This is a genomic window from Sphingoaurantiacus capsulatus, assembly GCF_042648405.1.
In the GTDB taxonomy this organism is placed as follows: domain Bacteria; phylum Pseudomonadota; class Alphaproteobacteria; order Sphingomonadales; family Sphingomonadaceae; genus Sphingoaurantiacus; species Sphingoaurantiacus capsulatus.
This window is the reverse complement of the sequence record NZ_JBHRXV010000001.1, coordinates 148193-173672: the sequence shown is the minus strand read 5'-3', so window position 1 is coordinate 173672 and position 25480 is coordinate 148193. Positions and strand designations below refer to the sequence as shown.

The following is a 25480-nucleotide window of genomic DNA, read 5'->3' as shown; positions in this document are numbered from 1 at the left end:
GGTTGGGGCGGGGAAGGGGCGGCGGCCTACCCCCATTCGGTAGGGTCAGTCCGGCAGCAGCGGTCGGAAGAAGCTCCGCTCATGCCGCACCACGCAGCCGCTTTCGTCGCGGATGCGGTCGGCGGCGATGAACTCGGGGTCGACGCCGAACAGGGTGCGGTATTGCTCGTAGGCGGCGAAGCTTGGGAAGCTGAACAGCGCGAGCGCGCGGTCGCTGGCGCCTTCGCTCGGCAGGAAATAGCCGTGGTGCTGGCCGCCGTGCTTGTTGACCAGCGCCATCCACGCCTTGGCGAATTCCTCGAACGCGGCGATCTTGGCTGGCACGATCTCATAGTCGACAAAGCAACTGATCATGGGTGTCTCAATGCTTCAGCCAGCCAGGCAGCTTGGCCGCCTGGCGGATCCAGTCGGCGACCTGTGCCTCGTCGATCGCGCCGTCCTCGGTGATGTGGAAATAGCGGCCGTTGGGGTCCTTCGAGCCGACCGGCGGCTCGGGCGTCAGCTTCACGCCCTCGAAGAACAGCACTTTGATGTACTTGGTGAAAACATGAAAGCTCAGGAACCAGCCCTGGCCCGGCGCGCCATAGAAGGGCGAGTTCCACTTCACCGCCTTGCGCACGCCGGGCAGCGTCTTTTCGATCAGCTTGTCGAGCTTCGCCGCCGCGTCGCGCTTCCAGCCGGGGATCGCGGCGATATAGGCCTGCACCGGCGCATCGCCGTCGCCCTTGGCGATCTGCGGATTGCCGCCCGCGAGCAGCTTGGGTTCGGCCTTCTTGGTCATGGCGGTCGCCTCCGTGCCGCCCCTGAATATCGCGGCGGCTAGTCGAGGTCGAGCGGCACCCGCTGTCCCTGCGCCGTCACCCGCCACCAGCGTCCGCCGAGCCGCAGCGCGCCTTCGAGGATCGGCGCGCCGCTGGCCTTGTCGCGTTCGGGATAGACCTGCACCGCTACCACCTTGCCGCCGAACAGCGGCGTCACGCGATCGACGATGGTGTGACCGACGAAGATGCGTTTCGCGCCGAAGCGCTCGAGCGACGCCTCGATCTCGGCGTCGGTGGCGGTCGCCGGCTTGTCGTCGAGCGGGAAATAGCCGCGGTACCAGAGCGGCCCCTCGCGGCCGACCAGCAGCGCCAGGGTCGGGTCGGCATCCGTTACGGCCTTGGTCAGGTTGAGCGCGCGGCGGTTGCCGGCGGCGATCGTGTCGAGGCTAAGGCCGCTCGCGGTGAGCGCCGGCGAGATGCCGCCGTGCAGGAACAGCATGTCGTCGAGCCTGAGGATCGAGGGACGCGAGCGCAGCCAGCCGCCGAGCAATGTGTCGGCCGCTAACAGCTCGGCATAGCTCTTCGCGCCGAGCGAGGCCGCGGCCTTCGGATAGCGCGGGTTGAGGTAACGGAGGTCGCCGCGCACCACCATCGATTCATGGTTCCCGAGCACAACATGCACGCGCCCGCCGGCTTTCGCCGCCTCGCCCTCCAGCTTGTAGAGCAGCCACAATATCTGCGTGTGGTGCGGCCCCCGGTCGAGCATGTCGCCGGCGATCACCAGATGCCCGCGCCCGAAGGTCCAGCTGAGCTTGGCATCGACGATCCCCTGCGCGCGCAGCAGCGCCACGAGGATCGAATATTCGCCATGCGTGTCGGCGAGCACCAGCAGCGGCGTCGCCGGGTCGAGCGGCTCGGATGCGGCGGCCGGCGAGGGCGCGGGGCGCAGCGGCACGGTGAAGCCGAGGACGCCATCGACCGGCGCGATCGTCACCCGGTTGCCGCGAACCGCCGCGCGATGCGGGTGGCCGTTGCCATCAACCGTCGCCGCCGTCCAGCCGGTTGGCGTGCGGGTCACATAGGGGCCGTCCGCCAGATCGGCGGGTGCCGCGGCGAGCAGCGCCAGCATCAGGCCGATCCGAATTGCCGTGTGCATCGCCGCTTCCCTCGTCCTCGCCGCCAACCGCTACCGCCGCGCGCCGCGTCGCGCTAGGGGAGGGCATCTTTCAGGAGCTCTCCCCGATGCGCCAGCTGCCGTTCGTCACCGTCGACGTGTTCACCGACACCCGCTTCGGCGGCAATCCGCTGGCAGTGTTCACCGATGGCCGGGGCGTGTCGGACACCGAGATGCAGGCGCTCGCCGCCGAGATGAACTACAGCGAGACGACCTTCGTGCTGCCGCCCGCCGACCCGGCGAACAGCGCGCGGGTGCGCATCTTCAACCGCACCGCCGAAATGCCGTTCGCCGGCCATCCGAACGTCGGCACCGCCTATGTGCTGGCGAGCGCCGACCCGGCGATTTCGGTGCTGCGCTTCGAGGAGATCGCCGGCCTGGTCGAGGTGCGCATCGTGCGCGACGGGACGGGCGCGGTGACGGGGGCCGAGATCGGCGCGCCGCAACCGTTGCAGACCTTGGGCGAGATGCCGGTTGCCATCGCGCCCTGTCTCGGCCTGACGCCGGCCGACCTGCGCACCGACCGGCATCTGCCGATCCGCGCGACCACCGGCGTCGATTTCCTGTTCGTAGAGGTGGTGCCCGAAGCGTTGGCGCGCGCCACGCCCGATCCCGCCGCCTATGCCCGCGCCAATGCCGCGTACCCGGCGCAGAGCGGGCGGCTGTCCATCTTCGTCTATGCGCGGTGCGGCGACGACCCCGCGGCGGGTATCCGTGCGCGGATGTTCTCGCCGCTCACCGGCACCTGGGAGGATGCAGCGACCGGCAGCGCCAACGCCACGCTCGGCGCGCTGCTGCTGTCGCTGACCGGCGGCGACGCGCTCGCCTATGAGGCGGTGCAGGGCGTCGAGATGGGGCGGCCGAGCCGTCTGTCGGTCAGCGCCCGCCGCACCGGCGACGGCATCTTCGCCAGCGTCGGCGGCCAGTGCGTTCCGGTGCTGCGCGGCGACGCGAGTCTCTAGCTAAAAGCCCGCGCCCGGCGGTGGCCGGACGCGGGCTCGACGGCGCAACGCGGATGCGGGTCCGCGCCGGCCGAAGCTCAGGACGTGGGGCAAGTAACTGAAAATGACCCCTTTTGTCAGATCGGCCTGCATGCATGGATCGGACCAACCGCGGATTTCCGTGGGTTTCGGGAATGTCAGCGCACTGGTTCGGGCGAAACTGTAAAGCCGCCCGACAGCCGTGATTTGTCGTCCTGCCGCCGATCGCGTATCAGGCGGGCAGGGTCTGCAGCCACCCAGGCGTCACCGCCCCGAGAAGGGGAGCTAAACCTGCAATCCTCCCTGTCTTCGCCTGCACTCATTCCCGTGCCGCGTCGCAAGCCGGTGACCAGTGACTGATCGAACGGCACACGGAGAATGACCGTGCCTCGCGACCTGATTCCCTTCACCGCCCTCGATATGTCCGCGTTCGCCAAGGCGTTGCGCGCGCAGCTCGTCCAGCGCGAAACGCCGCCCAGCCATGTCGAGATGCTCAACATGCTCGCCCGCGCCGCCGGGCATCGCAATTTCCAGCATCTGCGGGCGCAGGCGGAGGTCGCCCCGGCGCGCCCCGCCGAGCCGCCGGTGGACATGGCGGCGGTGCGCCGTGCCGCCAATTATTTCGATGACGAAGGCCGGCTGAAGAGCTGGCCATCGCGCACCTCGTTGCAGAACCTCTGCCTATGGGCGATCTGGTCGAAGCTGCCGGCCGAGCAGCTGTTCGACGAACGCGGCATCAACGCGCGCCTTAACGACCTCCACCGCTTCGGCGACCATGCCATCCTCCGCCGCACGATGTGCGAGCTCGGCCTGATGAGCCGCACCGCCGACGGCCGCGACTACCGCCGGATCGAGCAGCGCCCGAGCCCCGCCGGCGCGGCACTGATCCGCCACCTGAAGGGGCGGTGCGATGCATGAGGTTCGCGGGCGCTATCTGCTGTGTGCTGGGTTCCGCCTTCGCGGGGATGACGGGTAAGACGTGTCAGTGGCAATCCGGCGGCCACGATTTGTCGGGGTTCGCCACGAGGTCGATCAGGAACATCTCCCCCGACCGCGCGCCGTCGCGTTGCGCGAAGATCAGCCGGTCGGCCTTGGGCGACAGCAGCGGGCCGACCTGGAACTGGTCGGTGCGCGCGGGCACCCGCCCGACCGCGCGCCAACCGTCGGGCGTCAGCGTGAAGCGATAGAGGTGCGAGCGGTCGCCGCGGTCGGAGACGGTGATGATCGTCTTCCCGTCGCGCGAGATCTCCGCCTCATAGTCATTGCCGTCGCTGCTGACCGGCGGCCCGAGGTTGCTCACCTCCCAGACGCCCGACCGCACTTCGATGCCGACATAGATGTCGCCGCCGCCGCGGCTGCCCGGCCGGCTCGATCCGAAGTGGAGGCGGCCTTGCGCGTCGGTGCGCGGCAGCAACTCGGCGGCGGGCGAGTTGACCGGGGCGGGCAGGCGGCGCGGCTCGCTCCAGCCGCCGGCAGCGGTGCGGTCGGTCACCCAGATGTCGAAATCCTTATTGGTGGGATCGTGGCGCGAGGAGATGAAGTAGAGTCGCTGGCCGTCCGGCGTGATGAACGGATCGCCCTCGTTTACTGGCAACCCTCGCGCGAACGACGGCGGCACCGGCTTGCCCCAGGCGCCGTCCACGCAGCTCGACTGCATCAGCGAGTATTTGCCGAACGCTGCATCCGCCGCGAGGTACACCATCGTGCGCCCATCGGGCGTGAACGTCGGCGAGGTCTCATAGCCCGGTGTCGAGATCGCTGGCGGCGTCCAGCGCACGGCCTGGGTGGACGGCTCGGGCTGAGCTTGCGCCCCGCAGGCGGCCAGCGTCAGCCAGACCGACAGGGTTCGGGCTTCGGCAACGTCATGGACTTCCTCCCCGCTCAGGCGATAGCCAAGGCTAGGCGGAACGCCCGGCGCGCCGCCAGCCGCCGATGGGCGGCGGCACCGCCGTTTCGGCGGCGTTAGGGGGGAGCGGATTTGGACGCCATCGACCGGCAGATCGTCGCCATGCTGCGCGACAATGCGCGGCTGCCGCTGAAGACGCTGGCGGCCACCGTCGGCCTTGCGCGCTCCTCGGTGCGCGAGCGGCTGTCGAAGCTCGAGGCGGCGGGCACAATCGGCGGCTATCACGCGCGGATCGTCGACGAGGACCGGCTGGCGGCGGTGCTGCAGTTGCGGCTGGCACGGACGCCGTCGCCCGAGATCGTCGCGGCGGTTGTGGCGATGTCCGAGGTGGCGCGCTGCTATTCGCTGAGCGGCGAGGTCGACCTGCTCGTCGAGATCGAGGCACCGAGCCCCGCCGCGCTCAACGCCGCGCGCGACCGCATCGCGCTGCTGCCGGGCGTCAGCGATACGACGACGGCGCTGGTGCTGAAGCGCGACAAGGACCGCTAAGCGGCGGCCACAGCTTCGATCTCGAGCAGCCATTCCTCGTCGAAGATGCCGGCGATCAGCACGGTGATCGCCGGGGCGTGGCCGCCCAGCACCTCATGCCGGATGCGCGTGTTGGCTTCGCGGTATTTGCGGTCGGACAGGAAGATCGTCACCTTCACCAGATCGCACAGCGTCATGCCGCCGGCACGCAACTGCGCCTCGACGTTGCGCCATACCAGCCGGCATTGCGCGTCGAACCCCTCGGGCACCTTGCCCGCATCATCCGCCGGCACCTGTCCGCTGACGAACAGCCAGCGCGTCGGCGCCTCGACGAGATGCGCCTGCGCATAGGAGGTCGCTTGCGGGTTGATCGCCTTGTTCGCCATGTCGTTCCTCGTCAGCAGAAGCGTGCCCAGCATCGCCCCGCACAGTGGCCGTCGCGCCAGCTAAAGCTATAATGTCATGGCGACAGCTTGGCTGGGGGAGGCGGGGCCACGCCAGCGTCAAATCGGCGGCCGTGCCGGCGAAACGGCGGCCGTTCGGTTAATCGAGGCCCGCGGGGAACACCCGCGAATGCGGCCCGTTGGTGCGGTCCATTCAAGGAGTCGGTGCCCATGACCTCCGTGCCCCAGCGCGACGACGCGCCACCCACGACCGCGCGTGATGACGATCGCTCCGAAGCGCTGTTCGGCGACGAATTCTCCGTCATCGGCCGTACCGTCACCATCAACCGCCCGCGCGAGGAGGTTTATGCCTTCTGGCGCGACTTCGCGAACCTCGCGACTGTCATGGAAAATGTCGAGCGCATCGACGTGACCGACAAGGACCGCTCGCACTGGGTGGTGAAGGCCCCGGGCGGCAAGACCGTCGAATGGGACGCCGTCGTTACCGACGACATCCTCAACCAACTGATCGGCTGGCGCTCGACCGAGGAGGCCGACGTCGACAGCCGCGGCCATGTCGAGTTCCTCGACGCCGCGCCCGGCCGCGGCACCATGGTGCGGGCCACCATCGCCTATGATCCGCCCGCCGGCGTCGTCGGCCAGTGGATCGCCAAGTTCTTGCAGCGCGAACCCAACCTCCAGGCGCGACGCGATCTCCGCCGCCTGAAGCAGTTCTTGGAGACCGGCGAGGTCACCAGCTCTGCCAGCCCCTCGGGCCGCCCGTCCGAGTCCGCCACCGAACAAGCGCTGTAAGGAGCCCGACCATGCGAGCAGTCACCTGGCAGGGCCGTCACGACGTCCGCGTCGACAGCGTGCCCGACCCCGAGATCGTCAATCCGCGCGATGCGATCATCAAGATCACCTCGACTGCGATCTGCGGTTCCGACCTCCACCTTTACGATGGCTACATCCCGACGATGCGCGCCGGCGACATCCTCGGCCACGAGAATATGGGCGAGGTGGTCGAGGTCGGCCCGAAGAGCACGCTGAAGAAGGGCCAGCGCGTGGTGATCCCCTTCACCATCTCGTGCGGCCAATGCTTCCACTGCACCAAGCTGCAATATTCGGCGTGCGACAACGCCAATCCGGCGACGATGACCGATATGTCGGAGACGCTCTACGGCTATCCGATGGGCGGCGCCTTCGGCTACGCGCACCTGACCGGCGGCTATGCCGGCGGGCAGGCGGAGTATCTGCGCGTCCCCTATTCGGATGTCGGCCCGATCGTCATTCCGGACGGGTTGGAGGACGACAAGGTGCTGTTCCTGTCGGACATCCTTCCGACCGGCTGGCAGGCGGCGGAGAATGCCGAGATCGAACCCGGCGACACTGTCGCGGTCTGGGGCTGCGGACCCGTCGGGCTGTTCGCCATCCAGTCGGCGCTGATCATGGGCGCGCACCGCGTCATCGCCATCGACCATTTCCCGCGGCGGCTCGAACTGGCGAAGCAGCTCGGCGCGGAAATCCTCAACTACAAGGATACCAACATCCGCGAGGCGCTGTTCGAGATGACCGGCGGCATCGGCCCCGATGCCTGCATCGACTGCGTCGGCATGGAGACCCACGGCCTCGGCATCGACAACATCGTCGACACGGTGAAGGCGCACACCTTCCTCGGCACCGACCGGCCGGCGGCGCTTCGTCAGGCGATCCTCGCCTGCCGCAAGGGCGGCCGCGTCTCGATCCCCGGTGTCTATGGCGGCATGGCGGACAAGTTCCCGCTCGGCGCGCTGATGGAAAAGGGGCTGACGCTGCGCAGCGGCCAGACCCACGTCCAGAAATACGCCGATGTGCTGCTCGAAATGATCCAGGACGGGAAGATCGACACGACCTTCCTGATCTCGCACCACGCCAGCCTCGAGGACGGGCCGGCGATGTATGAGAACTGGCACGACAAGCAGGACGAATACACCAAGATCATCCTCAAGCCCGGAATGGAGCGTACCCATGTCGCGTAACTTCGCCATCGTCACCGGCGCGTCGTCGGGCATCGGCTTCGAGCTCGCCCGCATCGCCGCCGAAAACGGCCACGACCTGCTGATCGCCGCCGACCGCGACCTCGACGCCGCCGCCACCAAGCTGCGCGCGCTCGGCGTTGAGGTCGACGCGGTGGAGGGCGATCTCGCCACGCCGGAAGGCGTCGACCGGCTGCTCGCGGCGGCGGGTGACCGCAAGGTCGACGCGCTGTTCGCCAATGCCGGCCACGGCCTCGGCCACGCCTTCCTCGATCAGGACTTCGCCGACATCCAGCATGTCGTCGACACCAACATCACCGGCACCCTCTACCTGATCCAGAAGGTGGTGCGGGAGATGAAGGCGCGGAACGCGGGGCGCGTGCTCATCACCGGGTCGATCGCCGGCTACATGCCGGGCGCGTTCCAGGCGGTCTACAACGGCACCAAGGCGTTCATCGACAGCTTCGGCTGGGCGCTCGCCAACGAGCTGAAGGAGACCGAGGTCACCATCTCGATCCTGATGCCGGGCGCCACCGACACCGACTTCTTCGATCGCGCCGGCATGAGCGACACCAGCGTCGCCACCGGCAAGCTCGACGACCCGGTGAAGGTCGCGCAGGACGGGTATAACGCGATGATGAAGGGCGAGAGCGAAGTGGTCTCCGGCTGGAAGAACAAAATCCAGTCGTCGATCGCCAACGTCACCCCCGCGCCGGTGCTCGCGGAGATGCATCGCAAGATGGCGGAGCCCGGCTCGGGCAAGCGCTGATTTCGCGCCAGCCCGCCCCACTTTCGTCATCCCGGCGAAGGCCGGGATCCATACCAGCGTCGGCATCGATCCCGGCCTTCGCCGGGATGACGGGGAAGAGAGCTTTTAAGGAGAACACCATGGCCACCTACGACTGGCACGACGGTGCCACCATCTACCTGCGTTCGGGTGCGGGCGCCGAAACGCACGAACGGCAGGAGAGCGCCGGCCACACGCTGGCCAGTGCCGTCGCCGCCGCGATGGGCACCTATGGCGAGCAGATCGAGAATGTCGTGATCCGCATGGACCAGGGCGGCGACTATGTCGGCCGCGAGATCATGGAGATCGCCCGCGACCCCAACCGCCCCGGCGTCGCCTGACGCCAAAGAGGAAGCGCGTGGCCTGACGAAAGAAACGCCCGCCGCAAGGGGGCAGCGGCGGGCGCTCGACACGGCACCTTGGTTCGGTGCTGTGCCCGATGAACGTGCGTCGTCCACCACCGTTGCCGCGCGCCGGCCTTGGGGACGCTTCCGAACCGTCGGCTGGCGCTGCCGGCCGGCCTCGCCCCCGCCAGGGGAGTGGCTTCGCCGGCGAACTCGGGCATAGTCGCGGGCGATGGATGGGAAGGGCGCTCCGATGGACGTGGACCGGCGGGAGATCGTCGCGGGCATTGCCGCGACCGCGTTGTTGCCCACCACCGCCGCCGCCGCACCCGCCGCCGACTGGCGGCCGCCCGCGCCCGATCGCGAACTGCGCGTGCCGGTGCGCGGCGGTTCGATTTACGTTCGCCTCAACGGCGATCTCGCGGCAAAAAAGCCGCCGGTGCTGTTCATCCACGGCGGCCCCGGCTCGGGGCACTCCGGCTTCCTGCCGGCACTGCAACTCGCCGATGCCCGCGCGGTCATCCTCTATGACCAGCTCGACGCCGGCCTCTCCGACCGCCCCGCCGATCCCGCCAACTGGACGGTCGAACGCTTCGTGTCGGAGGTCGACGCGCTTCGCGCCGCGCTGAAGCTCGATCGTCTGCATGTCGTCGGCCAGAGCTGGGGCTCGACGATCGCCCTCGAATATGCGGCGCGGCGGCCGGCCGGGCTGGTCAGTCTCACCCTCGGCAGCCCGCTGATCTCGGTGAAGAGCTGGGAGAAGAGCACCCGTGCGCAGCTCGCGACGCTGCCCGCCGACGTGCGCAGGACCATCGAGACGCACGAGGCCGCCGGCACCACCGCCGACCCGGCCTATGCCAAGGCCATGGACGTCTTTTACGCCCACTTCCTCTACCGCCAGACGCCGCCCGCCTACATCACCGCCTACAAGAAGCGCCCCGGCCTCACGCTCAACCCGGTCGTCTACAATGCGATGTGGGGACCCGGCGAAATCGCCGCGACGGGAACGCTGAAAAGCTATGACGGCGAGCCGCTGTTGCCGCGCCTCGCGGTGCCGACGCTGGTCATCTGCGGTGCCTATGACGAGATGACCCCGGCCGCGGTGAAGCCGCTGGTCGCTCGCATCCCGGGCGGCAGGCTGGTCAGCATTCCCGACGCCGGCCACGCGGTCGCGTCGGATGCGCCCGCCGCCTATGTCGCGGCGGTGCGGGCGCATCTCGAAAGCACCGACGCTAGGCGTTGAAGCCCGCGTCGACGGTGACCACCGACCCCGTCATCAGGCTCGCGCCCGGGCTGGCGAGGAAGGCCACCACGGCGCCGATCTCCTCGGTGCGGCCATAGCGGCCGAGCGCGGTCAGCGCGCGCAGGCCGTCCGAATGGTCGCCGTCCGCCGGGTTCATGTCGGTATCGACCGCGCCCGGCTGCACCAGATTCACCGTGATCGCCTGCGGCCCCAGCTCGCGCGACAGGCCGCGCGTGAAGGCGAGCAGCGCCGACTTGGTCATCGAATAGATCGTCGATCCGCCCGTCGGCACCCGTTCAGCGAGGCACGACCCGATGGTAATGATGCGGCCGCCGTCGCCAAGGTGCGGGATCGCCGCCTGCGTCGCCAGCACCACGCCGCGCACGTTGACGTTCAACTGCGCCTCGATGTCCTCGAGGCTGACGTCGGCGACATTGCCGTAGCGGGCGATGCCGGCGTTGTTGACGAGGATGTCGAGCCCGCCGAGCGCCGCCACCGCGTCGCCGACCGATCGCTTCACCGCCGCCGGATCGGCGCTATCCGCCTGAATGGCGACGGCGCGGCGGCCCTTGGCCTCGATCTGCCGCACCAGGTCGGCGGCGCGGTCGGCGGACTTCTCATAGGTGATCGCCACATCGGCGCCCTTGTCGGCGAGCGCCAGCGCGATACCGGCGCCGATACCGCGCGACCCGCCGGTCACCAGTGCGCGTTTACCCGTCAGTTCAGTCATGGTTCAATCTTTCTGTAACAATCGATACAGAATATTTGGGATGGTTGTGCGCCGTGTCAATCGAATTATATATCGATCGATGCAGAATTCGGATCAGCCCTCGGAAACCGTCGCCGCCCGCGGCCGCGGCCGGCCGCGCGCGTTCGATCGCGACGCGGCGCTGACCCGCGCGATGCGGCTGTTCTGGGCGAAGGGCTATGACGCCACCTCGGTCGCCGACCTGACCGCGGCGATGGGCATCGGCGCGCCGAGCCTCTACGCCGCCTTCGGATCGAAGGAGGGGCTCTACACTGAGGCGCTTCAGCATTATGGCGGCAATTACGACACGCTGGTCTGGGGCCGCTTCGCCGCCGCGCCGACCGCGCGCGCCGCGATCCATGCCTTTCTCTACGATTCCGCCGTCGCGCTCGACGGTACGCGCCCCGACGATCCGCCGGGCTGCATGGTGACCCTGTCGGCGGTCGATGCCGCCGTGCATCCCGGCCTCTGCGGCCAGCTCCGCGCCGCGCGGGCGGTCAGTCTTCAGCGGCTGAGCGAGCGCATCGAGCAGGGCATCGCCGACGGCGAAATCCCAGCGACGGTGGATACGCGCGCGCTCGCCCGCTTCATCCAGACGGTGCAGTACGGCATGTCGCTGCTCGCCCGCGATGGTGCCGGCCGCGCCGAGCTGGAAGGCGTGGCGGCGGTGGCGATGCTCGGCTGGGACGCGCGGGTAAAAGCCTAGTCCGGGAAGCCCACGAACCGCGCCGCCTCGGCCACCGGCTTGCGCTCCGACACCACGGCGTTCGCCGGGAAATCATCGTCGGGCCAGCCGAGCGCGATCGCTTTCATGATCACCTGGTCGTCGGCGATGCCGGCATGCTCACGCACCACCGGCGACTGCATGATGCCCTGACTGTTGATGACGGCGCCCAGGCCCCGCGACCAGGCGGCGTTGACCAGCGCGTTGGTGACGGCGCCGCAATCGAACGGGGTGTCGTCGCTTTCCGACAGCACGCGGTCGTAGGTGATGATCACGCAAACCGGCGCGTCGAACTGGCGAAAGCCGCGCATCACCCAGTCGTGCCGCCGCTCGGCATCGTCGCGGGCGATGCCCATCGCGGCGAACAATTGCTTGGCGACGCCGATCTGCCGCTCGCGGTGCGTGCCGGCAAAGGCGGTGCCGGTGCGGAACTCGCGCGAGTGCGGCACGCCGGCGAGGTTGCGCTCGGTGTTGCCCGCGCGGATGCGGTCGAGCACCTCGCCGGTGACCACGGTGAAATTCCACGGCTGCGTGTTCATCGAGGAGGGCGCGCGCGTCGCCAGCGCCAGGATTTCCTCGATCAGCGCGCGCGGCACGGGCTTTTGCTGATAGCCCCGGATGCTGCGCCGCCCGAGCACCACGTCGTCATAGTCCATCCGGAACCCCTCTCGATTGTCGAGGAGGACTGGACAGGCTGCGCGCCCCGCGGCCAACAGCGAAATTCGGGAGGGTCGGGTGGTCAGGCCTCCGCCTGCGCCGCCTCGAACACCGCATATTGCGCGGCGAACGCCCGCCGGTACGCCGGCCGCGCCTCGGCGCGCGCCACATAGGCCGCGAGGTTGGGGAATTCCTCGACGAGATTGTCGCCGTCCAATCGCCGGAGCACCATCACCAGCATGATGTCGCCGGCGCTGAAGTCGCCGTCGATCCAGTCGGCGTCGCCGAGCCGCCGCGACAGCTCGCCCAGCCGCTTGCGGATCGGCGGCACCAACGACGCCCGCCGCTCCGCCGCCCACGGCTTGCCCTGATCGGTGAACTGCGCCTGCTCATACTCGACGATCGGCGGTTCGACCGTGTTCACCGCCGCGAACATCCACATGATCGCCCGCGCGCGGGCATTGGGCTCCGCCGGCAACAGTCCGTCCCGCGTTTCGGCGATGTGCAGGATAATCGCGCCGGATTCGAACAGCGTCAGGTCGCCCTCCTCATAGGTGGGGATCTGCCCGAACGGATGAAGCACCAGATGCGCCGGCTCCTTCATCTCGGCGAAGGTAACGAGCCGCACGTCATAGGCCTGCCCCGCCTCCTCCAGCGCCCAGCGCACCCGCATGTCGCGGGCAAGGCCCTGGCCCTGATCGGGGGACGCCTTGAAGGCAGTGATGGTGGGCTTCATCGGGGGCTTTCCTAAATCCATGTAAGTGCCCTGTTTCGCCGAATGCAAAACGCCGCACAACTACGCCGAAGGTAGGAACCATCGGGGGCCTTCGGCGTCCTGTGAGCCATGACCCTGCCCGCCAGCGCCTTCCGCTTCCCGCCGATCCTGCTCGCCGGCGCGGTCGACTATGCCATGTATGTGAATTTCCGCGGCCAGTTGATCAACGCGCCGAAGGAGGGACTTGTCGTCGTAGAATTGTCGACCCTCGGCGGCGATCCGGAAGTTGCGCGGATGATGGGCGAGGACATCCGCTTCCACAGCGAGCATTCGCCCGAGCGCCGCTTCGTCTTCCTCGGCAAGGCAGCGATCTATTCGGCGGGTACCACCTTCATGTCGTTCTTCGCGAAGGAGAACCGCTACTTGACGCGTGGCACCCGCCTGATGATCCACGAGCGGCGGCTGACCAGGACCGTCCACATCGACGGCCCGCTTACCAGCTGCACCGCCGGGCTGCAGGCGACGATCAACGAGATCGAAAGCTCGATCGCGATCCAGAACGAGGGCTTCGCCAATCTTATCGCCGGTTCGCGCGTGACGATGGACGAGGTGCTGATGCGCGCCCCGACCAACTGGTATCTCGAGGCGAGCGAGGCGCGGGCAAGGGGGCTGATCGAGGGGATTATCTGAAGCGGGGCGGCGATCGGACTGCGCCACCTCCAGTCCCGCCATATCGTCTCCGCCATATCGTCGCGTCACCTCCGGTCCCGGATGCCGGCGCGTAACCTTCAATACCCGTCATACCGGCGAAAGCCGGTATGACGATGGTGAGGAAGCGAGGGGGAGGGCGCCTTAGGCACCACGGGTTCATCCGGCGCCGCGTCCCCGGCCGCCGCTACCCGATCCCACAGCACGTCACCACCGATCGCCCACCCACGCGCGAACCACCCGATCGCCGTCTCCAGATGATCGGCCCGCAGCCCGTCGCTCGGCGCATCGAATGCCTTGCGCAGCTCTTCCTGCCCCGATGCGCGCAATGGTCGCTCGAGAGCCCGGTGGACGCCAGCATGGCGGCCTCCTAGCTGTGCGTATCTTGCTCGCGGTCGCCGGCAGCGTCTTTCGATCCGCCCGGCGTGTCGGACTTCACTTTGCTTGCCGCCGGATCGGTCTCGGTCGACCCCGGCTTCAGCCGATCGTTCTCGCTCGGCCCGGTGCCCTTGCCGGTCACCGCCCGTACCCCTGATCCAGATACTGCTCGACCCGCTCGCGGCTGTAGCCGGCGGCAAGCAGTGCCTTCGCCATCCGGTCACGCGTTACCGCCGCGCTCCGCTCCGTCTGCCGCTCGTCAAAGCTGCCGAAGGAGGTTGCGGCCGATGGCCGGACGGTTTCGTCTCGCATGTGAACGCTCCACCAAGGCTAGCCCGGCGCTCACGTCCGAGGCGTTGCGAGAGCATGCAACGCGCCCGGTTGGCGCCTTGCCTGAACAACCGTTCATGAAAGGCGGAGTTCCGGGCCGCCCACTCGGTTCGGCGCAACTAACCTACTTTAGTCGCAAGGCTTTCGGACTAAGCCACCGCTGCGCCGGGCACGCCGCCAGAGGAACCGCTCCCACCCCCGCTCGTTGGCCAAGTCCCCGCAGAATGGGAGCCGATCATGCGCGACCAGACCCGCGAAAAGCCGACCTCGGCCGACAAGAACGAAACTCCGCACCGCGACCCCGCCGGCCGCGCCCGCCCCAACTTCGACGGCCCGGACCCGCGGGCGGAGGGGGTGGAGAAGCCACGCGATGTGGAGGAGCGGCCGTTTGTGGGGAGCGTTAGGCCCGGGGATTATCCGGAGGGGGAGCGGGCGAAGGGGTAGGGCGCGGCTCTTCACAGGTTGCTCTTGCTTGCTAAACGCAAGAGGGCGCAGCCCTGCTGGCCCCGCCCACTCCGCAAACTGGACACCCAGCCGCACTTGCGTAACGACCGGCCCGGCTCTATCCGCTTCTGATAATCAGTCGCAGCTAGAGTCCCGCCCGCGTCATGACCCAGCCTTCCGTCCGTGCCTGGTATCTCGTCCACAAATGGACGAGCCTCATCTGCACAGCGTTCCTGCTGATGCTGTGCCTCACCGGGCTGCCGCTGATCTTCCATGACGAGATCGACCAGCTGACCGGCGACGCGGGACAGGCGCCGAACGGGATTGCCTCGTCGGGGACCGATCCGCGGCTGCTGCCGCTCGATACCATTCTCGGCAAGGCGCTCGCCGCGCGGCCGGGCGAGGTGCCGGTGTTCATGGCGTTCGACAATGATCGCTCGCAGATGACGGTCACGACCGCGCCGGCGCCGGACTCGCCCGGCAATTTGATGACCATTCAGCTGTGGGACCGGCTGACCGGCGAGCCGACCGGGCAGGTCGACGAGAGCGGGGTGATGCATTTCATCCTCGAAATGCACATCGACATGTTCCTCGGGCTGCCGGGGATGCTGTTCCTCGGGGCGATGGGCTTTCTGTTCGTCATCGCGATCGTCTCGGGCGTGGTTCTCTACGCGCCGTTCATGCGCAAGCTTGCCTTCGGCACGTTGCGCGTTTCGCGCAGCACGCGGCTGAAGTGGCTCGACTATCACAACCTCCTCGGCATCGTGGCGGTGGCATGGATGGCGGTGGTCGGCCTGACCGGCGTGATCAACGCGCTGGCGACGCCGATCATGCAGCTGTGGCAGCAGACCGAGCTCGCCGAGATGACGCGCGCCTATGACGGGCAGGGGGCGCTCGACCCCGCGAAGTACGGCTCGATCGACAAGGCGATGGCCGAGGCGCGGCAGAAGCTGCCGGGCAATAACCCGCAGTTCATCGCCTTTCCCGGCGGCACCTACAGCAGCAAGCATCATTATGCCGTGTTCTTTCAGGGCGACACGCCGCTGACCGAGCGGCTGCTCACCCCGGCGCTGATCGACGCCGAGACGGGCGCCTTCACCGATGCGCGGCCGATGCCCTGGTACAATCAGGCGCTGTCGCTGTCGCAGCCGCTGCACTTCGGCGACTATGGCGGGCTGCCGCTCAAGATCCTGTGGGCGCTGCTCACCATCTTCACGATCATCGTGCTCGGCAGCGGGATCCACCTGTGGCTCGGCAAGCGCAAGTCGCCGCTCGACGCCCGCGTCCGCGAGGTCGAGACCGGCGGGCAAATGGTCCCGGCCGAATGAAGCGCCCCTCCCAATCAGCCGGCGCGATCTTCGCCGTGCCGCTCCTTGTCGGCCTGCTGAGCCTCGTCGGCCTCGTCGCCGCGCTCACCGGCGACGGGCTGCGCAACGCTTTGTCGTGGGTGACGCTCGGGGTGCCGGTGGCCGCCGTCTTCTGGGCGATGCGCGCCCGCCGCTCCTGACAAATCAAGTTCGTACCGAGAAGGAAATACCCGACGTGACCGACCGTTTTCGTACCGCGCTCCGCCTGACCGCCGCCGCCACCGTGCTGGCGCTCGCGGCGCCTTCGTTCGCGCAGGAAGCGGCTCCTTCGGATGACGAAGAGATCATCGTCAGCGCGCAGCGCCGCAACCAGACCGGGCTGGCACGTGCCGGCAGCGTCGGCGCGCTCGGCGACAAGCGGGCGGAGGACGTCCCCTTCTCGATCAAGAGCTATAACGAAGCGCTGATCCTCAATCAGCAGCCGCAGACGCTGGGTCAGGTGCTGGAGAACGACCCGGGCATCCGCACGACGGTCGGCTTCGGCATTGCGGGTGAGCTGTTCGTCATCCGCGGCTTCGCGCTGGCCGGCGACGACGTCGGGTTCGGCGGGCTCTACGGGATCGCGCCCCGCCAGCTGGTGGCGCCGGAGCTCCTCGATTCAGTGCAAGTGCTGAACGGCGCCAGCGCGTTCCTGAACGGTGCCGCGCCTGGCGGCAGCGGCATCGGCGGCAGCGTCAACATCCTGCCCAAGCGCGCCGGCGCGCAGCCGGTCGGTCGCGCCACGGTCGGCTACACGGCGGACGGGCATGTCGGCGGCAGCTTCGACCTTGGCCGGCGCTTCGGCGACGACGATCGCTGGGGCTTCCGCGTCAACGGCGCGGCGCGGGGCGGCGACGTCTCGATCGACGATGAATTCCGCAGCTCCTACGTGCTCGGCGGCGCGCTCGACTATAACAGCGGCCCGCTGCGGATGTCGCTCGACCTCGCCTATCAGCGGGTGAAGGTGCGCCACATGCGCCCGAAACTGGTCCTTGGTGCCGCCGTGACCGCGATCCCCGAGGTTCCCGACACCGAGGTCAACTATGGCCAGCCCTGGCAGTATACGACGCTTCGCGACGTGTTCGGGCAGGCGCGGATCGAATATGATCTCGCCGACGATGTGATGGCCTATGCCGCGTTTGGCGCGCGCGACGGGTCGGAGCGGGGCTTCTACCAGACCATCACCCTGACCAACCTCGCCACCGGCGCCGCCACGGCGAGTGGCTCGTTCATCCCGCGCACCGATAACAACGAGGCGGCGACCGCCGGCCTGCGCGCCAAGCTGGGCAGCGGCTGGATGACGCACGAGATCAATGTCGGCGGCAACGCCAACTGGTTCGTCAATCGCAACGCGTTCGAATTCTATGCCGCGTCGCCGACCTTGACGAACATCTACGCGCCGATCGATGTGCCCCGGCCGTCGACGGTGACGTTCATCGGCGGCGATCTGAACGATCCGTTCCCGATCGGTCGCACCCGCCTGATGAGCGCGTTCCTGTCGGACACGATCGGGCTGTGGGACGATCGGGTGCTGGCCACGCTCGGGTTGCGGCACCAGGAAATCAAGACGATCGCCTACTCCAACGCCACGGGTCTGCGCACCGGCGGCTACAGCGAAAACGCGGTGACGCCGGTCTTCGGCCTCGTCGTCAAGCCGAGCGAGGGCGTCTCGCTTTACGCCAACCGTATCGAGGGTCTGGTGGCGGGCGGCACCGCGCCGGCGACCGGCGCCAATCCGTCGGGCGGCGCGGCGCTGCCCGTGAGCAACGCCGGCGAAGTGCTGCCGCCCTATGAATCGACGCAGTATGAGCTGGGCGGCAAGCTCAACCTCGGCGGCGTCACCGCCAGCCTCGCCTGGTTCCAGATCGATCGCGATCTCGCGATCCTCGAACTTGACCCCGATGCCGCCGGCCGCCTGCGCTTCGGGCCGTTCGGCACGCAGCGGAACAGCGGCCTTGAGTTCAGTCTCGAGGCGGAGCCGGTGGAAGGGCTGCGCCTGATCGGCGGCGCGTCGATCATCGATGCCAAGCTGCGCAAGACGCAGAATGGCGTGAACCAGGGCAATGATGCGATCGGCGTTCCCGAATATCTGATCAACGCGAACGTCGAATGGGACCTGCCGTTCGCGCCCGCGCTCACGCTGACCGGTCGGGTCGTCAATACCGGGCAGCAGGCGGCGAACCTGACCAACACGCTGCGGCTGCCGTCCTGGACCCGCTTCGACGTCGGCGCGCGCTACGTCCTGGCGGCGGGCGACAAGCCCGTCACGTTGCGCTTCAACATCGATAATGTGGCGAACAAGCGATACTGGGCCTCCGCGTTCGATACGTTCCGCCCCGACCTGCAGCAGGGCGCCCCGCGCACCTTCAAGCTGTCGGCATCGGTCGACTTCTAAGCCGTTGAAAAGGCGGCGGACGCCCGCGCGTCCGCCGCCTTTCCTTGTATAATCGGGCCAAAGCGCCCATATTGGCCGCGCTGACGTTGCCTGCGACGGATTGCGGCGCGCTTCGCACCACATTCTCTTCCCTGCTTCTAGGCCCCCGGTGTCGGCGTTCGACATCGGGAACGCTCATTTCCGAAGGGGAATAGATATGACCACCGGTACCGTGAAATTCTTCAACGCCCAGAAGGGCTATGGCTTCATCACCCCGGACGGCGGCAACAAGGATGTGTTCGTTCACATCTCGGCCGTCGAGCGCGCGGGTCTCGCCACGCTCAACGATGGCCAGAAGGTCAGCTTCGAGCTCGAGAACGATCGCCAGGGCCGCCAGTCGGCGGTGAACCTGCAGGCCGAGTAATCGACCTGTCGGCGCCGGCCTTTTCGGGCTGGCGTTGAACCGAAGCGGCCGTCCTGCGCTTATGCTGTAGGGCGGCCGCTTTCCTTCGCAGCCTGATGATGAGGCGAGCATGAAGAATTACGGCAACAGCTTCAGCGATCGCCGCGACCGCGCCGCCAAGGCGCGCGAGGCGCTGCTGGAAAAGCTCGTGAAGAAGCCGGCGCAGCCTGCCGCGAAGGAAGCCCCGAAGACCGCCGAGTAAGACCGGTCGCGCATCCGCGCTGCCGAACATGATCCCAGGAGAAGCACCATGGCCGAACCGAGCTCCACCGTTTGCCGCGAGCAGGCCAGCATCTGGGAAACCCGCGCTGCCGAGACCAACCTGCCGCAGCAGCGCCAGTCCTTCCTCGGCTCCGCCGCCGCCTGGACCGCGCGCGCCGAGCAGATCGAGCGTAGCGCGGCGCTCCGCGAAGCGCGCGCCAAGCCGGTCGAAGTCGCCGCCGAATAGCCGCTCCCGTCAGGCGAACGCCGCCCGCGCGTCGGCCTCCAACTGCTGCATCGCCTTCAGATAGGGGAAGGGGCCGTGGCTTAGCCGCGCCACGCCGAGCTTCGCCAAGTCCGCGGGGGCCGGTGAGGCGGGGGTCATCATCAGATTGACCGGCAGCGGCGATCGCGCCGTCAGGTCGGCGATCAGCGCCGGGTCGGCGAGGCCGGGGACGAACAGACCATTGGCACCCGCCGCCGCATAGGCCTGCGCGCGATCGAGCGCCGTCTCGACCAGCGCGGCATTATGCGGCGCGTCGCCGAAAAACACATCGGTGCGCGCGTTGATGAAGAAGTCGGTGCCCGCCGCCTGCCGCGCCGCGCGCAGCCGCTCGACCTGCGCTTCGACGCTCCGCAGCGTCTTGTCGCCCAGGCTGTCCTCGAGATTGCAGCCGACCGCGCCGGCCTCAGCCGCCGCTGCCACCGTCCCGGCGACATCGTCATAGCCGCGTTCCAGATCAATCGTCACCGGCAGCGCGACCGCCGCGACGATGCGGCGAAGGTTGGCAATGGCAAGCTCCAGCGGCAGGCTCTCGCCGTCGCCCTCGCCATGCGCCGCCGCCACCGACCAGCTTCCCGTCGCGATCGCCTTGGCACCCGCCTTGGCGATGGCCTGCGCGGAGCCGGCGTCCCACGCATTGTAGAGAATGATCGGCGTGCCCGGGACGTGGAGGGCGCGGAAGGTGGCGGCGGTCATGGCTGGCTCCTGATCTGGCTGGCGGCGTTGTATCGTGCGAGCGATGGGCATTCTGGCGGAAAACGGGCCAGGTCATCACTTACCGCCGAGGTAGTTGTCGCGTGTCGGAGGGCGCCGCTACCACCGGCCCGAAGAACAGGGAGATCGCTATGCGTAAAGTCGTGGTCGGTGCGTTCGTCAGCCTCGATGGCGTGATGCAGGGGCCGGGCGGGCCGGACGAGGACCGCAGCAAGGGCTTCGACCTCGGCGGCTGGCTGGTGCCGCATTTCGACGAGAGCGTCGGCCGGTCGATGGACGGGCTGTTCGATCGCGCCTTCGACCTGCTGCTCGGGCGCAAGACCTACGAGATTTTCGCGGCGCACTGGCCGCATGTCGGCGAAGGCGACCCGGTCGGCGATCTGTTCGACCGCATCACCAAATATGTCGCGACGCGGGATGCCGGTTTCGCGCTCGACTGGCGGAACAGCGAAAGCCTCGCCCCCGACGCCGTCGCGGCGGTGAAGAAGCTGAAGGCTGGCGACGGTCCCGATCTATTGACGCAAGGATCGACGGAATTGCTGCACGCGCTGTTCGCCGCCGATCTGGTCGACGAGATGTTCCTACTGACCTTCCCGGTGGTTCTTGGCGAGGGCAAGAAACTGTTCGGCGATGGTGCTGCCCCGCGCACCTTCACGCTCGACAGCTCGAAGGTGTCGGACAGCGGCGTCGTCATCAGCCGCTACCTGCGCGCCGGTGCGGTCACCAGCGGTAGCTTTGCGCTCGATGAGCCCACGCCCGCCGAGGTGGAGCGGCGCGCCGGAATCGACAGTTGATCGGGTACCTGCTGCCGCTGTTGCCGCTCGCCGGCCTGTTGCTGGCCGCCGCGGCGCCGGCACCTACCGTTCGCGTCGTGGCCGAAGATGGCCGCACGGTCACCGATTGTGCATCAGCCGAGGAGCTGCGCGCCCATGCTGAACGTGCCGCGTCCGAAATCGCGGCGCTGGTTGGTGGCAGTGCCACGAAAACGGTGCGGCTGGTGATCGATCCGTCGCGGCGTGTCCCCTACACCGAAGACCCCGTCGCCGACGGCAGCATTACCATTCGTCTGCCTGCCGCCCGGCTGGATCCGGCGAACGTCGCCGGATCACGCCTGGCGCTTCACCATGAGCTGACCCACGCCATTGCGCCGGGCGCACCGGGAATGGACCGGCTGCTCGTTGAAGGACTAGCCGTATGGGTCGAGGACCGTATCGGCATTGCCAACTATCCTGACTTCGAGCTGACCCCGGCGGCGGCCACCCGCCAGCTCGAGGCAGAGCTCGGTCTCAGCATTCCGCTCGCCGAAAGCGAACGCGCGCGGATGGAACGGCCGTTCGGTGACGAGCGACGGCTCGCCTATGCGCAGCAGGGCGCGTTCGCCGGCTGGCTGATCGAGCGCTTCGGGCTCCCGCGCTTCCTCGCCTTCTACCGGAAGGGTGGCGATTGGCGGGAAGGTTTCGGCGCCTCGCTCGACGAGCTCGAACGGGAATGGCGGAAGGCGCTGGCCGCGGTGCCGCTTAAGGGCTGAACACCAGCACGAGGAACACGAAGAACAGCGACAGGTGGACGGTGCCTTCGAGCATCGTCGTCCGGCCGCTGGAGAAGGTCAGCGTGTTGAGGATCAGCGTCACCGCCAGCAGCACCATGTTGGCGCCCGACAGGCCGAGCACCACCGGCTGATCGGTGAGCAGGCCGATCAGCAGCACGGCGGGCACCGTCAGCCCCAGTGTCGAGGCCGCCGCGCCGAGGCAGAGGTTGATCGCGCGGGTGAGCTGATTGGCGGCGACCGCCTTCAATGCGGAGATGCCCTCCGGCGTGAACACGATCATCGCGATGATGATACCGCCGAGCGCCGCCGGCGCGCCCAGCGCCTCGATGCCGAAGTCGAGCAGCACCGCGAGGCTTTTGGCCAGCAGCACGATCGGCAGGATGTTGGCGACCAGGATGAGGATGCGAAAACCCGTCGACCCCGGCGCAGGCGCGTGGTGCGGGATGGCGACGCCCGCTTCCTCGTCCTTCTTGCCGGCGATGGGCAGGAAGAAGCCCTGGTGCCGCCCGGTCTGCAGCCACAGGAAGCTCGCATAGAGCCCGATGGTGAACAGCGAGAAGAACCCCGCCTGCATTAAGGACAGCGTGCCGACCGAGGTGGAGGTGGTGAAGTTGGGCAGCACCAGCGCGATCACCGCCAGCGGGATGATCACGGCGAGATAGGCGCTGGCCCCCTGCAGATTATAGGTCTGCTGGTGGAAGCGGAGGCCGCCGACCAGCAGGCAGATGCCGACGACGCCGTTGAGCACGATCATCAGCACCGCGAACATCGTGTCGCGGCCCAATGTGGGCACGTCCTTGGCGGAGAGCATCACCGCCGAGATCAGCGCCACCTCGATGATGACGATGGAGAGGGTGAGGACGAGCGTGCCGAGCGGTTCGCCCAATCGTTCCGCCACTTCCTCCGCCTCATGCACCACCCCGAACGCCGACCAGAAGATCACCCCGAGCAGCCAGACGAACAGGAAGACGGTCATCAGCGATCCGGTGCCGACGTAGTCGGTCGGGTCGATGAGGAACTGCATGGCGGCGACGGTCGCCCAGGCAGCGACGAGACGAAGATGTGCGGTCATTCGCCTTTCTTAACGGGCCAATCCGACAAGGCCTACCCGTCAGCGGCCGAAGAATGCCCTAGCGCCGCTTTGCCTTGGCGTCGTCGGTCGCCCACATCTGCGCGGCGCGGCTGCGGCGCATCAGTTCGATGGCGGCCTCTGCGTCCTGCATGCGGTCGAAGGCTTCGGGGCTGGTGCAGAGCGTCCGGCTGGCGGACTCGCTGTAGCTCCAGCGAAAAGAACCTTTCTCGTCGAGAAAGATCAGGAACGATGGATAGATGCGCTTTCCCGCCACGCGGATTCCCCCCCATTCAGCGACCGCGTTCCTAGGGCGGCCTTGTCATTTGACTGCAAAAATACGCGCGTGCGGGCGGCGCGCAAGGGGGATCAGGCGGCGCGGCGATAGCCGGGGTGCATCGCGACGGACAGCAGCGCATAAGCGGCCGTCCATGCCTCTTCGATCGCTGGCGTGAAGCCGGTGCCGAGACCCTGCCGCAAGGTCCAGATCAGCGCCTCGCCGACCGGCGCATAGTCGGCGGCGGTGACGCCATATTCCTCGTGCCGCGCCCCGAGGTCGGCAGCCATCGGCCCGATGATCTCCAGCTTGTCGAGGTCGGCGACGATGGTGGCGAGGGTCAGCATCAGCTTGCGGCGCTGCTCGGTGATGTCATCGGCGAACATCCGCCGATAGTCGGGGCGCAGCTCGAACAGCCGGCCGTAGAACAAGGTCGAGGCCTGCTCGGCGATCGGCATCACCTTGGCGAAGCTCGCCTTCACGAGGTCGATCTGCTGCGGTGTCATCCCCGTCTCCCCGCGAAGTATGGCTTGTTCAGGCCGCGCGCAGGCGGGCGATGAAGTCGTCGGCGGCGGCGCGAAGCTGCTTCGCCTCGGTGGTTAGCGTGTCGGCCGACTGCTGGACCTGCGTCGACAGCGCGCCCGCCGCGCGCGCGGCGGTGGCGACGCGGCCGATGCGGTTGCGCATCTGCTCGGTGCCGCCGGCGGCGACCTCGGCATGGCGGCCGATCGCGTCGGTGGCGGTCTGCTGTTCGCTGACCGCGGCGGCGATGGCGCCGGCGATCTCGCTGACCCCGTTCACCTTGGCGGCAACCTCGCTCATTGCCTGCGCGGCGGCGGCGACGCGCTGCTGAACTCCGCCGACGAGGCCGGCGATGTCGGAGGTGGCGCGGCCGGTCTGCGCCGCGAGGTTCTTCACCTCGCTGGCGACGACGGCGAAGCCGCGGCCCGCCTCGCCGGCGCGCGCCGCCTCGATGGTGGCGTTCAAGGCAAGGAGGTTGGTCTGCTCGGCAATCGACTGGATCAGCTCGACGATCTCGCCGATGCTGCTCGCCTGCGCGGCGAGCGCCTGCACCGCGGCATCGCTTTCGACCGATCGCTCGCCGACCTCGGCGGTCAGCAAGGCCTGGCGGTCGACACGGCTGGCGATCTCGGCGATCGAGCAGGCGAGCTGATCGGCGGCGACGGCGACGGTGTCGACGCCCTCGCTCGCCGCCTGCGCGCCATTTGCCACTTCGCTCGCCTGGCGGCTGGTGTCGGCGGCGATATCGGCCAGGCCGCGCGCCGATCCGCTCAGCTCGCCGGCAGCCGAGGTCACGCCCTCGAGCACGGCGGTCAGCGACGCGTCGAAGCGTTCGGCGAGGTCGAGCATCTCGGCGCGGCGGCTCTCGGCCTCCCGGCGGGTGCTCGCTTCCTGCTCGGCGCGTGCGACCTGCAACTGCGCCAGCGCCTCGACGGCCTCGCCGCGCGCCTCCTGCGCCTCGGCGGCCTTCGCCTCGCTGTCCTGCTGCGCGGCGTCATGCCGGGCGACGAAGCGGGCAAGCGTCTCGGCGAGCCAGACGAGCAGCGCCGCCTGCGTGATCAGGATGACGGCATGCAGCAGCACGCGCGCGATGTTGCTGGCGCTGCTGAACACCCAGTCGGGGGCCAGGAAGTTGAGGGCGAGATGGTGGACGGCGACGACCAGCGTGCCGGCGATGATCGCGCGGCGATCGCAGAGCAGCGACACCGCGGCAAGCATCGCGAAGAAATACATGTGCAGGTCCATCTGCCAGGGGTGGCCCCGGAACAGGAAGACCAGCAGCGCCGGATGCACCAGCGCGGCGAGCGCCAGCGCGATGCGCGCTCGTCCGTCGAGCTGCCCGCGCCACACGGCGAGCGTCGGCGCCAGGTTGATGGCGAGGCCGGCAGCGACCGCGACTGCCCAGTCGGGGTTGCCAAGCACCACGCCTGCGGCGCCTTCAACCGCGATGTTCAGCCACAGCAGGAGCAGGATCAGCCGGGCGCTGCCGCGGCGGAGGTCGTTCAGCGCATCGTCGGTCATGCGACCTCTCCACAGGATACGGCCGAGGCGGCGATGGCGACGGCGCCGTGGCGCAACAGATGGGGGAGGAGGGTGGCGCGGTCGCCCGTCACCACCAGCGTTCCGGGCAGCAGCCCGTCGCCGATCAGCCTGCCGCCGCCCGAGAAAGCGGCGGTGGCGGAGCCGGTCACCGGCACCACCAGCATCGGGCCGTTGGCCGGCGGCAGCATCGCCAAAGCGACGGCACCGGCGGTGACGGCAAGCTGCAGCGCAAGGATCCCGTGCGACCGCGGACGCGCGGATCGCTGGCAGGTGTCAGCCATTCAGACGCCTTCTTCCCCAAAGCGCGGCGCCCGCTAAGGCCGCTCGGTGAATCATTGGGTTAGGCTTAGGCTTGAGGTGGTTATCGGGTCGTTA

The 25480-nt window shown here is 68.3% G+C and carries 35 protein-coding genes; 19 read left to right on the top strand and 16 right to left on the bottom strand.

The window, feature by feature from the left end; translation table 11 throughout:
- Positions 1–45: 45 nt before the first annotated feature.
- Genes ACFOMD_RS00900 through ACFOMD_RS00890 form a run of 3 tightly spaced genes read right to left on the bottom strand, consistent with a single transcriptional unit; the run spans position 46 to position 1917 of the window.
- Positions 46–354, bottom strand: a complete 309-nt coding sequence (locus ACFOMD_RS00900) for an NIPSNAP family protein (RefSeq protein ID WP_380855383.1) — start codon at positions 352–354, stop codon at positions 46–48.
- A 7-nt stretch (positions 355–361) separates the two neighbouring features.
- The gene (locus tag ACFOMD_RS00895; RefSeq protein WP_380855381.1) at positions 362–781 is read right to left on the bottom strand and encodes a DUF1801 domain-containing protein; all 420 of its coding nucleotides are present in this window, start codon (positions 779–781) and stop codon (positions 362–364) included.
- 38 nt (positions 782–819) lie between these two features.
- Complete coding sequence (locus ACFOMD_RS00890; protein WP_380855378.1) at positions 820–1917, bottom strand: metallophosphoesterase; 1098 nt, start codon at positions 1915–1917, stop codon at positions 820–822.
- A gap of 86 nt (positions 1918–2003) precedes the next feature.
- On the opposite strand from ACFOMD_RS00890, the gene ACFOMD_RS00885 reads away from it, so the two are divergent.
- Together ACFOMD_RS00885 and ACFOMD_RS00880 are read left to right on the top strand one after the other, a co-directional pair.
- Complete coding sequence (locus ACFOMD_RS00885) at positions 2004–2897, top strand: PhzF family phenazine biosynthesis protein (protein ID WP_380855375.1); 894 nt, start codon at positions 2004–2006, stop codon at positions 2895–2897.
- A gap of 402 nt (positions 2898–3299) precedes the next feature.
- The gene (locus tag ACFOMD_RS00880) at positions 3300–3833 is read left to right on the top strand and encodes a DUF2087 domain-containing protein (RefSeq protein ID WP_380855372.1); all 534 of its coding nucleotides are present in this window, start codon (positions 3300–3302) and stop codon (positions 3831–3833) included.
- A gap of 64 nt (positions 3834–3897) precedes the next feature.
- On the opposite strand, the gene ACFOMD_RS00875 is transcribed toward ACFOMD_RS00880, so the two are convergent.
- On the bottom strand, positions 3898–4692 hold the full coding sequence (locus ACFOMD_RS00875; RefSeq protein WP_380855369.1) for a TolB family protein: 795 nt from the start codon (positions 4690–4692) through the stop codon (positions 3898–3900).
- Positions 4693–4893: 201 nt separating this feature from the next.
- Between ACFOMD_RS00875 and ACFOMD_RS00870 the strand changes: the two genes are divergently transcribed.
- Positions 4894–5310 carry an Lrp/AsnC family transcriptional regulator gene (locus ACFOMD_RS00870; RefSeq protein ID WP_380855366.1) on the top strand — a complete coding sequence of 139 codons (417 nt, stop codon included), beginning with the start codon at positions 4894–4896 and terminating at the stop codon, positions 5308–5310.
- Here the strand turns inward: ACFOMD_RS00870 and ACFOMD_RS00865 are convergent.
- A complete protein-coding gene (locus tag ACFOMD_RS00865; RefSeq protein WP_380855363.1) occupies positions 5307–5708 on the bottom strand; it encodes a RidA family protein in 402 nt (133 codons plus the stop codon). The two genes, ACFOMD_RS00870 and ACFOMD_RS00865, sit on opposite strands and share 4 nt — an antisense overlap.
- A 195-nt stretch (positions 5709–5903) precedes the next feature.
- On the opposite strand from ACFOMD_RS00865, the gene ACFOMD_RS00860 reads away from it, so the two are divergent.
- From ACFOMD_RS00860 to ACFOMD_RS00840, 5 genes are all read left to right on the top strand, one after another.
- The gene (locus tag ACFOMD_RS00860) at positions 5904–6485 is read left to right on the top strand and encodes an SRPBCC family protein (protein ID WP_380855360.1); all 582 of its coding nucleotides are present in this window, start codon (positions 5904–5906) and stop codon (positions 6483–6485) included.
- An 11-nt stretch (positions 6486–6496) separates the two neighbouring features.
- Complete coding sequence (locus tag ACFOMD_RS00855) at positions 6497–7690, top strand: zinc-dependent alcohol dehydrogenase (protein ID WP_380855357.1); 1194 nt, start codon at positions 6497–6499, stop codon at positions 7688–7690.
- A complete protein-coding gene (locus ACFOMD_RS00850; protein WP_380855354.1) occupies positions 7680–8456 on the top strand; it encodes an SDR family NAD(P)-dependent oxidoreductase in 777 nt (258 codons plus the stop codon). Before ACFOMD_RS00855 ends, ACFOMD_RS00850 begins: the two co-directional genes overlap by 11 nt.
- A 119-nt stretch (positions 8457–8575) precedes the next feature.
- A complete protein-coding gene (locus tag ACFOMD_RS00845) occupies positions 8576–8815 on the top strand; it encodes a hypothetical protein (protein ID WP_380855351.1) in 240 nt (79 codons plus the stop codon).
- Positions 8816–9071: 256 nt separating this feature from the next.
- A complete protein-coding gene (locus ACFOMD_RS00840; RefSeq protein WP_380855348.1) occupies positions 9072–10061 on the top strand; it encodes a proline iminopeptidase-family hydrolase in 990 nt (329 codons plus the stop codon).
- Here the strand turns inward: ACFOMD_RS00840 and ACFOMD_RS00835 are convergent.
- The gene (locus ACFOMD_RS00835) at positions 10051–10791 is read right to left on the bottom strand and encodes an SDR family NAD(P)-dependent oxidoreductase (protein ID WP_380855345.1); all 741 of its coding nucleotides are present in this window, start codon (positions 10789–10791) and stop codon (positions 10051–10053) included. The genes ACFOMD_RS00840 and ACFOMD_RS00835 overlap by 11 nt on opposite strands.
- Before the next feature lie 79 nt (positions 10792–10870).
- Here ACFOMD_RS00835 and ACFOMD_RS00830 point away from each other — a divergent pair, with 79 nt between their 5' ends.
- On the top strand, positions 10871–11515 hold the full coding sequence (locus ACFOMD_RS00830) for a TetR/AcrR family transcriptional regulator (protein WP_380855342.1): 645 nt from the start codon (positions 10871–10873) through the stop codon (positions 11513–11515).
- Here ACFOMD_RS00830 and ACFOMD_RS00825 read toward each other — a convergent pair.
- Complete coding sequence (locus ACFOMD_RS00825) at positions 11512–12189, bottom strand: nitroreductase (protein WP_380855340.1); 678 nt, start codon at positions 12187–12189, stop codon at positions 11512–11514. The two genes, ACFOMD_RS00830 and ACFOMD_RS00825, sit on opposite strands and share 4 nt — an antisense overlap.
- An 83-nt stretch (positions 12190–12272) precedes the next feature.
- Complete coding sequence (locus ACFOMD_RS00820; RefSeq protein WP_380855338.1) at positions 12273–12926, bottom strand: glutathione S-transferase family protein; 654 nt, start codon at positions 12924–12926, stop codon at positions 12273–12275.
- Positions 12927–13034: 108 nt separating this feature from the next.
- On the opposite strand from ACFOMD_RS00820, the gene ACFOMD_RS00815 reads away from it, so the two are divergent.
- Positions 13035–13595 (top strand): peptidase S14, encoded by a 561-nt coding sequence (locus ACFOMD_RS00815; protein ID WP_380855336.1) that lies wholly within the window; start codon positions 13035–13037, stop codon positions 13593–13595.
- Between the two features lie 388 nt (positions 13596–13983).
- Here ACFOMD_RS00815 and ACFOMD_RS00810 read toward each other — a convergent pair whose 3' ends face one another.
- Positions 13984–14133: a hypothetical protein gene (locus ACFOMD_RS00810; RefSeq protein WP_380855334.1), complete on the bottom strand. Its 150-nt coding sequence runs from the start codon at positions 14131–14133 to the stop codon at positions 13984–13986.
- Positions 14130–14303, bottom strand: coding sequence for a hypothetical protein (locus ACFOMD_RS00805; RefSeq protein ID WP_380855331.1), 174 nt, complete (start codon positions 14301–14303; stop codon positions 14130–14132). Before ACFOMD_RS00805 ends, ACFOMD_RS00810 begins: the two co-directional genes overlap by 4 nt.
- Before the next feature lie 255 nt (positions 14304–14558).
- On the opposite strand from ACFOMD_RS00805, the gene ACFOMD_RS00800 reads away from it, so the two are divergent.
- The 7 genes from ACFOMD_RS00800 (at position 14559) to ACFOMD_RS00770 (ending at position 19396) form a co-directional block, all read left to right on the top strand.
- The gene (locus ACFOMD_RS00800; protein ID WP_380855328.1) at positions 14559–14765 is read left to right on the top strand and encodes a hypothetical protein; all 207 of its coding nucleotides are present in this window, start codon (positions 14559–14561) and stop codon (positions 14763–14765) included.
- Between the two features lie 164 nt (positions 14766–14929).
- Positions 14930–16093 (top strand): PepSY-associated TM helix domain-containing protein, encoded by a 1164-nt coding sequence (locus ACFOMD_RS00795; RefSeq protein ID WP_380855325.1) that lies wholly within the window; start codon positions 14930–14932, stop codon positions 16091–16093.
- A complete protein-coding gene (locus tag ACFOMD_RS00790) occupies positions 16090–16272 on the top strand; it encodes a hypothetical protein (protein ID WP_380855322.1) in 183 nt (60 codons plus the stop codon). The genes ACFOMD_RS00795 and ACFOMD_RS00790 overlap by 4 nt, the downstream gene beginning before the upstream one ends.
- Positions 16273–16307: 35 nt before the next feature.
- Positions 16308–18506: a TonB-dependent receptor gene (locus ACFOMD_RS00785; protein ID WP_380855319.1), complete on the top strand. Its 2199-nt coding sequence runs from the start codon at positions 16308–16310 to the stop codon at positions 18504–18506.
- 196 nt (positions 18507–18702) lie between these two features.
- Positions 18703–18909 carry a cold-shock protein gene (locus tag ACFOMD_RS00780; RefSeq protein WP_380855317.1) on the top strand — a complete coding sequence of 69 codons (207 nt, stop codon included), beginning with the start codon at positions 18703–18705 and terminating at the stop codon, positions 18907–18909.
- Positions 18910–19018: 109 nt separating this feature from the next.
- Positions 19019–19150, top strand: a complete 132-nt coding sequence (locus tag ACFOMD_RS00775) for a DUF6481 family protein (RefSeq protein ID WP_380855314.1) — start codon at positions 19019–19021, stop codon at positions 19148–19150.
- 48 nt (positions 19151–19198) lie between these two features.
- Positions 19199–19396, top strand: coding sequence for a hypothetical protein (locus ACFOMD_RS00770; protein WP_380855311.1), 198 nt, complete (start codon positions 19199–19201; stop codon positions 19394–19396).
- 9 nt (positions 19397–19405) lie between these two features.
- On the opposite strand, the gene ACFOMD_RS00765 is transcribed toward ACFOMD_RS00770, so the two are convergent.
- Positions 19406–20128 (bottom strand): isocitrate lyase/PEP mutase family protein, encoded by a 723-nt coding sequence (locus ACFOMD_RS00765; protein WP_380855308.1) that lies wholly within the window; start codon positions 20126–20128, stop codon positions 19406–19408.
- Between the two features lie 149 nt (positions 20129–20277).
- Between ACFOMD_RS00765 and ACFOMD_RS00760 the strand changes: the two genes are divergently transcribed.
- Positions 20278–20940 carry a dihydrofolate reductase family protein gene (locus ACFOMD_RS00760; RefSeq protein WP_380855305.1) on the top strand — a complete coding sequence of 221 codons (663 nt, stop codon included), beginning with the start codon at positions 20278–20280 and terminating at the stop codon, positions 20938–20940.
- Positions 20937–21674, top strand: coding sequence for a hypothetical protein (locus ACFOMD_RS00755; protein ID WP_380855302.1), 738 nt, complete (start codon positions 20937–20939; stop codon positions 21672–21674). Before ACFOMD_RS00760 ends, ACFOMD_RS00755 begins: the two co-directional genes overlap by 4 nt.
- On the opposite strand, the gene ACFOMD_RS00750 is transcribed toward ACFOMD_RS00755, so the two are convergent.
- The 5 genes from ACFOMD_RS00750 to ACFOMD_RS00730 all read right to left on the bottom strand — a co-directional run bounded on the left by ACFOMD_RS00750 (position 21664) and on the right by ACFOMD_RS00730 (position 25386).
- Positions 21664–22767, bottom strand: a complete 1104-nt coding sequence (locus ACFOMD_RS00750; RefSeq protein WP_380855299.1) for a calcium:proton antiporter — start codon at positions 22765–22767, stop codon at positions 21664–21666. The two genes, ACFOMD_RS00755 and ACFOMD_RS00750, sit on opposite strands and share 11 nt — an antisense overlap.
- 58 nt (positions 22768–22825) lie before the next feature.
- Positions 22826–23041 carry a hypothetical protein gene (locus ACFOMD_RS00745; RefSeq protein WP_380855296.1) on the bottom strand — a complete coding sequence of 72 codons (216 nt, stop codon included), beginning with the start codon at positions 23039–23041 and terminating at the stop codon, positions 22826–22828.
- Between the two features lie 92 nt (positions 23042–23133).
- The gene (locus tag ACFOMD_RS00740) at positions 23134–23547 is read right to left on the bottom strand and encodes a globin family protein (RefSeq protein ID WP_380855293.1); all 414 of its coding nucleotides are present in this window, start codon (positions 23545–23547) and stop codon (positions 23134–23136) included.
- 28 nt (positions 23548–23575) lie between these two features.
- A complete protein-coding gene (locus ACFOMD_RS00735) occupies positions 23576–25084 on the bottom strand; it encodes a methyl-accepting chemotaxis protein (protein WP_380855290.1) in 1509 nt (502 codons plus the stop codon).
- Positions 25081–25386, bottom strand: a complete 306-nt coding sequence (locus ACFOMD_RS00730) for a hypothetical protein (protein WP_380855287.1) — start codon at positions 25384–25386, stop codon at positions 25081–25083. Before ACFOMD_RS00730 ends, ACFOMD_RS00735 begins: the two co-directional genes overlap by 4 nt.
- Between the last annotated feature and the right edge of the window lie 94 nt (positions 25387–25480).

Coding starts and splice junctions, on each gene's coding strand:
- ACFOMD_RS00900 (WP_380855383.1), bottom strand. CDS start 354: ATGATCAGTTGCTTTGTCGACTATGAGATCGTGCCAGCCAAGATCGCC.
- ACFOMD_RS00895 (WP_380855381.1), bottom strand. CDS start 781: ATGACCAAGAAGGCCGAACCCAAGCTGCTCGCGGGCGGCAATCCGCAG.
- ACFOMD_RS00890 (WP_380855378.1), bottom strand. CDS start 1,917: ATGCACACGGCAATTCGGATCGGCCTGATGCTGGCGCTGCTCGCCGCG.
- ACFOMD_RS00885 (WP_380855375.1), top strand. CDS start 2,004: ATGCGCCAGCTGCCGTTCGTCACCGTCGACGTGTTCACCGACACCCGC.
- ACFOMD_RS00865 (WP_380855363.1), bottom strand. CDS start 5,708: ATGCTGGGCACGCTTCTGCTGACGAGGAACGACATGGCGAACAAGGCG.
- ACFOMD_RS00860 (WP_380855360.1), top strand. CDS start 5,904: ATGACCTCCGTGCCCCAGCGCGACGACGCGCCACCCACGACCGCGCGT.
- ACFOMD_RS00855 (WP_380855357.1), top strand. CDS start 6,497: ATGCGAGCAGTCACCTGGCAGGGCCGTCACGACGTCCGCGTCGACAGC.
- ACFOMD_RS00850 (WP_380855354.1), top strand. CDS start 7,680: ATGTCGCGTAACTTCGCCATCGTCACCGGCGCGTCGTCGGGCATCGGC.
- ACFOMD_RS00845 (WP_380855351.1), top strand. CDS start 8,576: ATGGCCACCTACGACTGGCACGACGGTGCCACCATCTACCTGCGTTCG.
- ACFOMD_RS00840 (WP_380855348.1), top strand. CDS start 9,072: ATGGACGTGGACCGGCGGGAGATCGTCGCGGGCATTGCCGCGACCGCG.
- ACFOMD_RS00835 (WP_380855345.1), bottom strand. CDS start 10,791: ATGACTGAACTGACGGGTAAACGCGCACTGGTGACCGGCGGGTCGCGC.
- ACFOMD_RS00830 (WP_380855342.1), top strand. CDS start 10,871: ATGCAGAATTCGGATCAGCCCTCGGAAACCGTCGCCGCCCGCGGCCGC.
- ACFOMD_RS00825 (WP_380855340.1), bottom strand. CDS start 12,189: ATGGACTATGACGACGTGGTGCTCGGGCGGCGCAGCATCCGGGGCTAT.
- ACFOMD_RS00820 (WP_380855338.1), bottom strand. CDS start 12,926: ATGAAGCCCACCATCACTGCCTTCAAGGCGTCCCCCGATCAGGGCCAG.
- ACFOMD_RS00815 (WP_380855336.1), top strand. CDS start 13,035: ATGACCCTGCCCGCCAGCGCCTTCCGCTTCCCGCCGATCCTGCTCGCC.
- ACFOMD_RS00805 (WP_380855331.1), bottom strand. CDS start 14,303: ATGCGAGACGAAACCGTCCGGCCATCGGCCGCAACCTCCTTCGGCAGC.
- ACFOMD_RS00800 (WP_380855328.1), top strand. CDS start 14,559: ATGCGCGACCAGACCCGCGAAAAGCCGACCTCGGCCGACAAGAACGAA.
- ACFOMD_RS00795 (WP_380855325.1), top strand. CDS start 14,930: ATGACCCAGCCTTCCGTCCGTGCCTGGTATCTCGTCCACAAATGGACG.
- ACFOMD_RS00790 (WP_380855322.1), top strand. CDS start 16,090: ATGAAGCGCCCCTCCCAATCAGCCGGCGCGATCTTCGCCGTGCCGCTC.
- ACFOMD_RS00780 (WP_380855317.1), top strand. CDS start 18,703: ATGACCACCGGTACCGTGAAATTCTTCAACGCCCAGAAGGGCTATGGC.
- ACFOMD_RS00775 (WP_380855314.1), top strand. CDS start 19,019: ATGAAGAATTACGGCAACAGCTTCAGCGATCGCCGCGACCGCGCCGCC.
- ACFOMD_RS00770 (WP_380855311.1), top strand. CDS start 19,199: ATGGCCGAACCGAGCTCCACCGTTTGCCGCGAGCAGGCCAGCATCTGG.
- ACFOMD_RS00765 (WP_380855308.1), bottom strand. CDS start 20,128: ATGACCGCCGCCACCTTCCGCGCCCTCCACGTCCCGGGCACGCCGATC.
- ACFOMD_RS00760 (WP_380855305.1), top strand. CDS start 20,278: ATGCGTAAAGTCGTGGTCGGTGCGTTCGTCAGCCTCGATGGCGTGATG.
- ACFOMD_RS00750 (WP_380855299.1), bottom strand. CDS start 22,767: ATGACCGCACATCTTCGTCTCGTCGCTGCCTGGGCGACCGTCGCCGCC.
- ACFOMD_RS00740 (WP_380855293.1), bottom strand. CDS start 23,547: ATGACACCGCAGCAGATCGACCTCGTGAAGGCGAGCTTCGCCAAGGTG.
- ACFOMD_RS00735 (WP_380855290.1), bottom strand. CDS start 25,084: ATGACCGACGATGCGCTGAACGACCTCCGCCGCGGCAGCGCCCGGCTG.
- ACFOMD_RS00730 (WP_380855287.1), bottom strand. CDS start 25,386: ATGGCTGACACCTGCCAGCGATCCGCGCGTCCGCGGTCGCACGGGATC.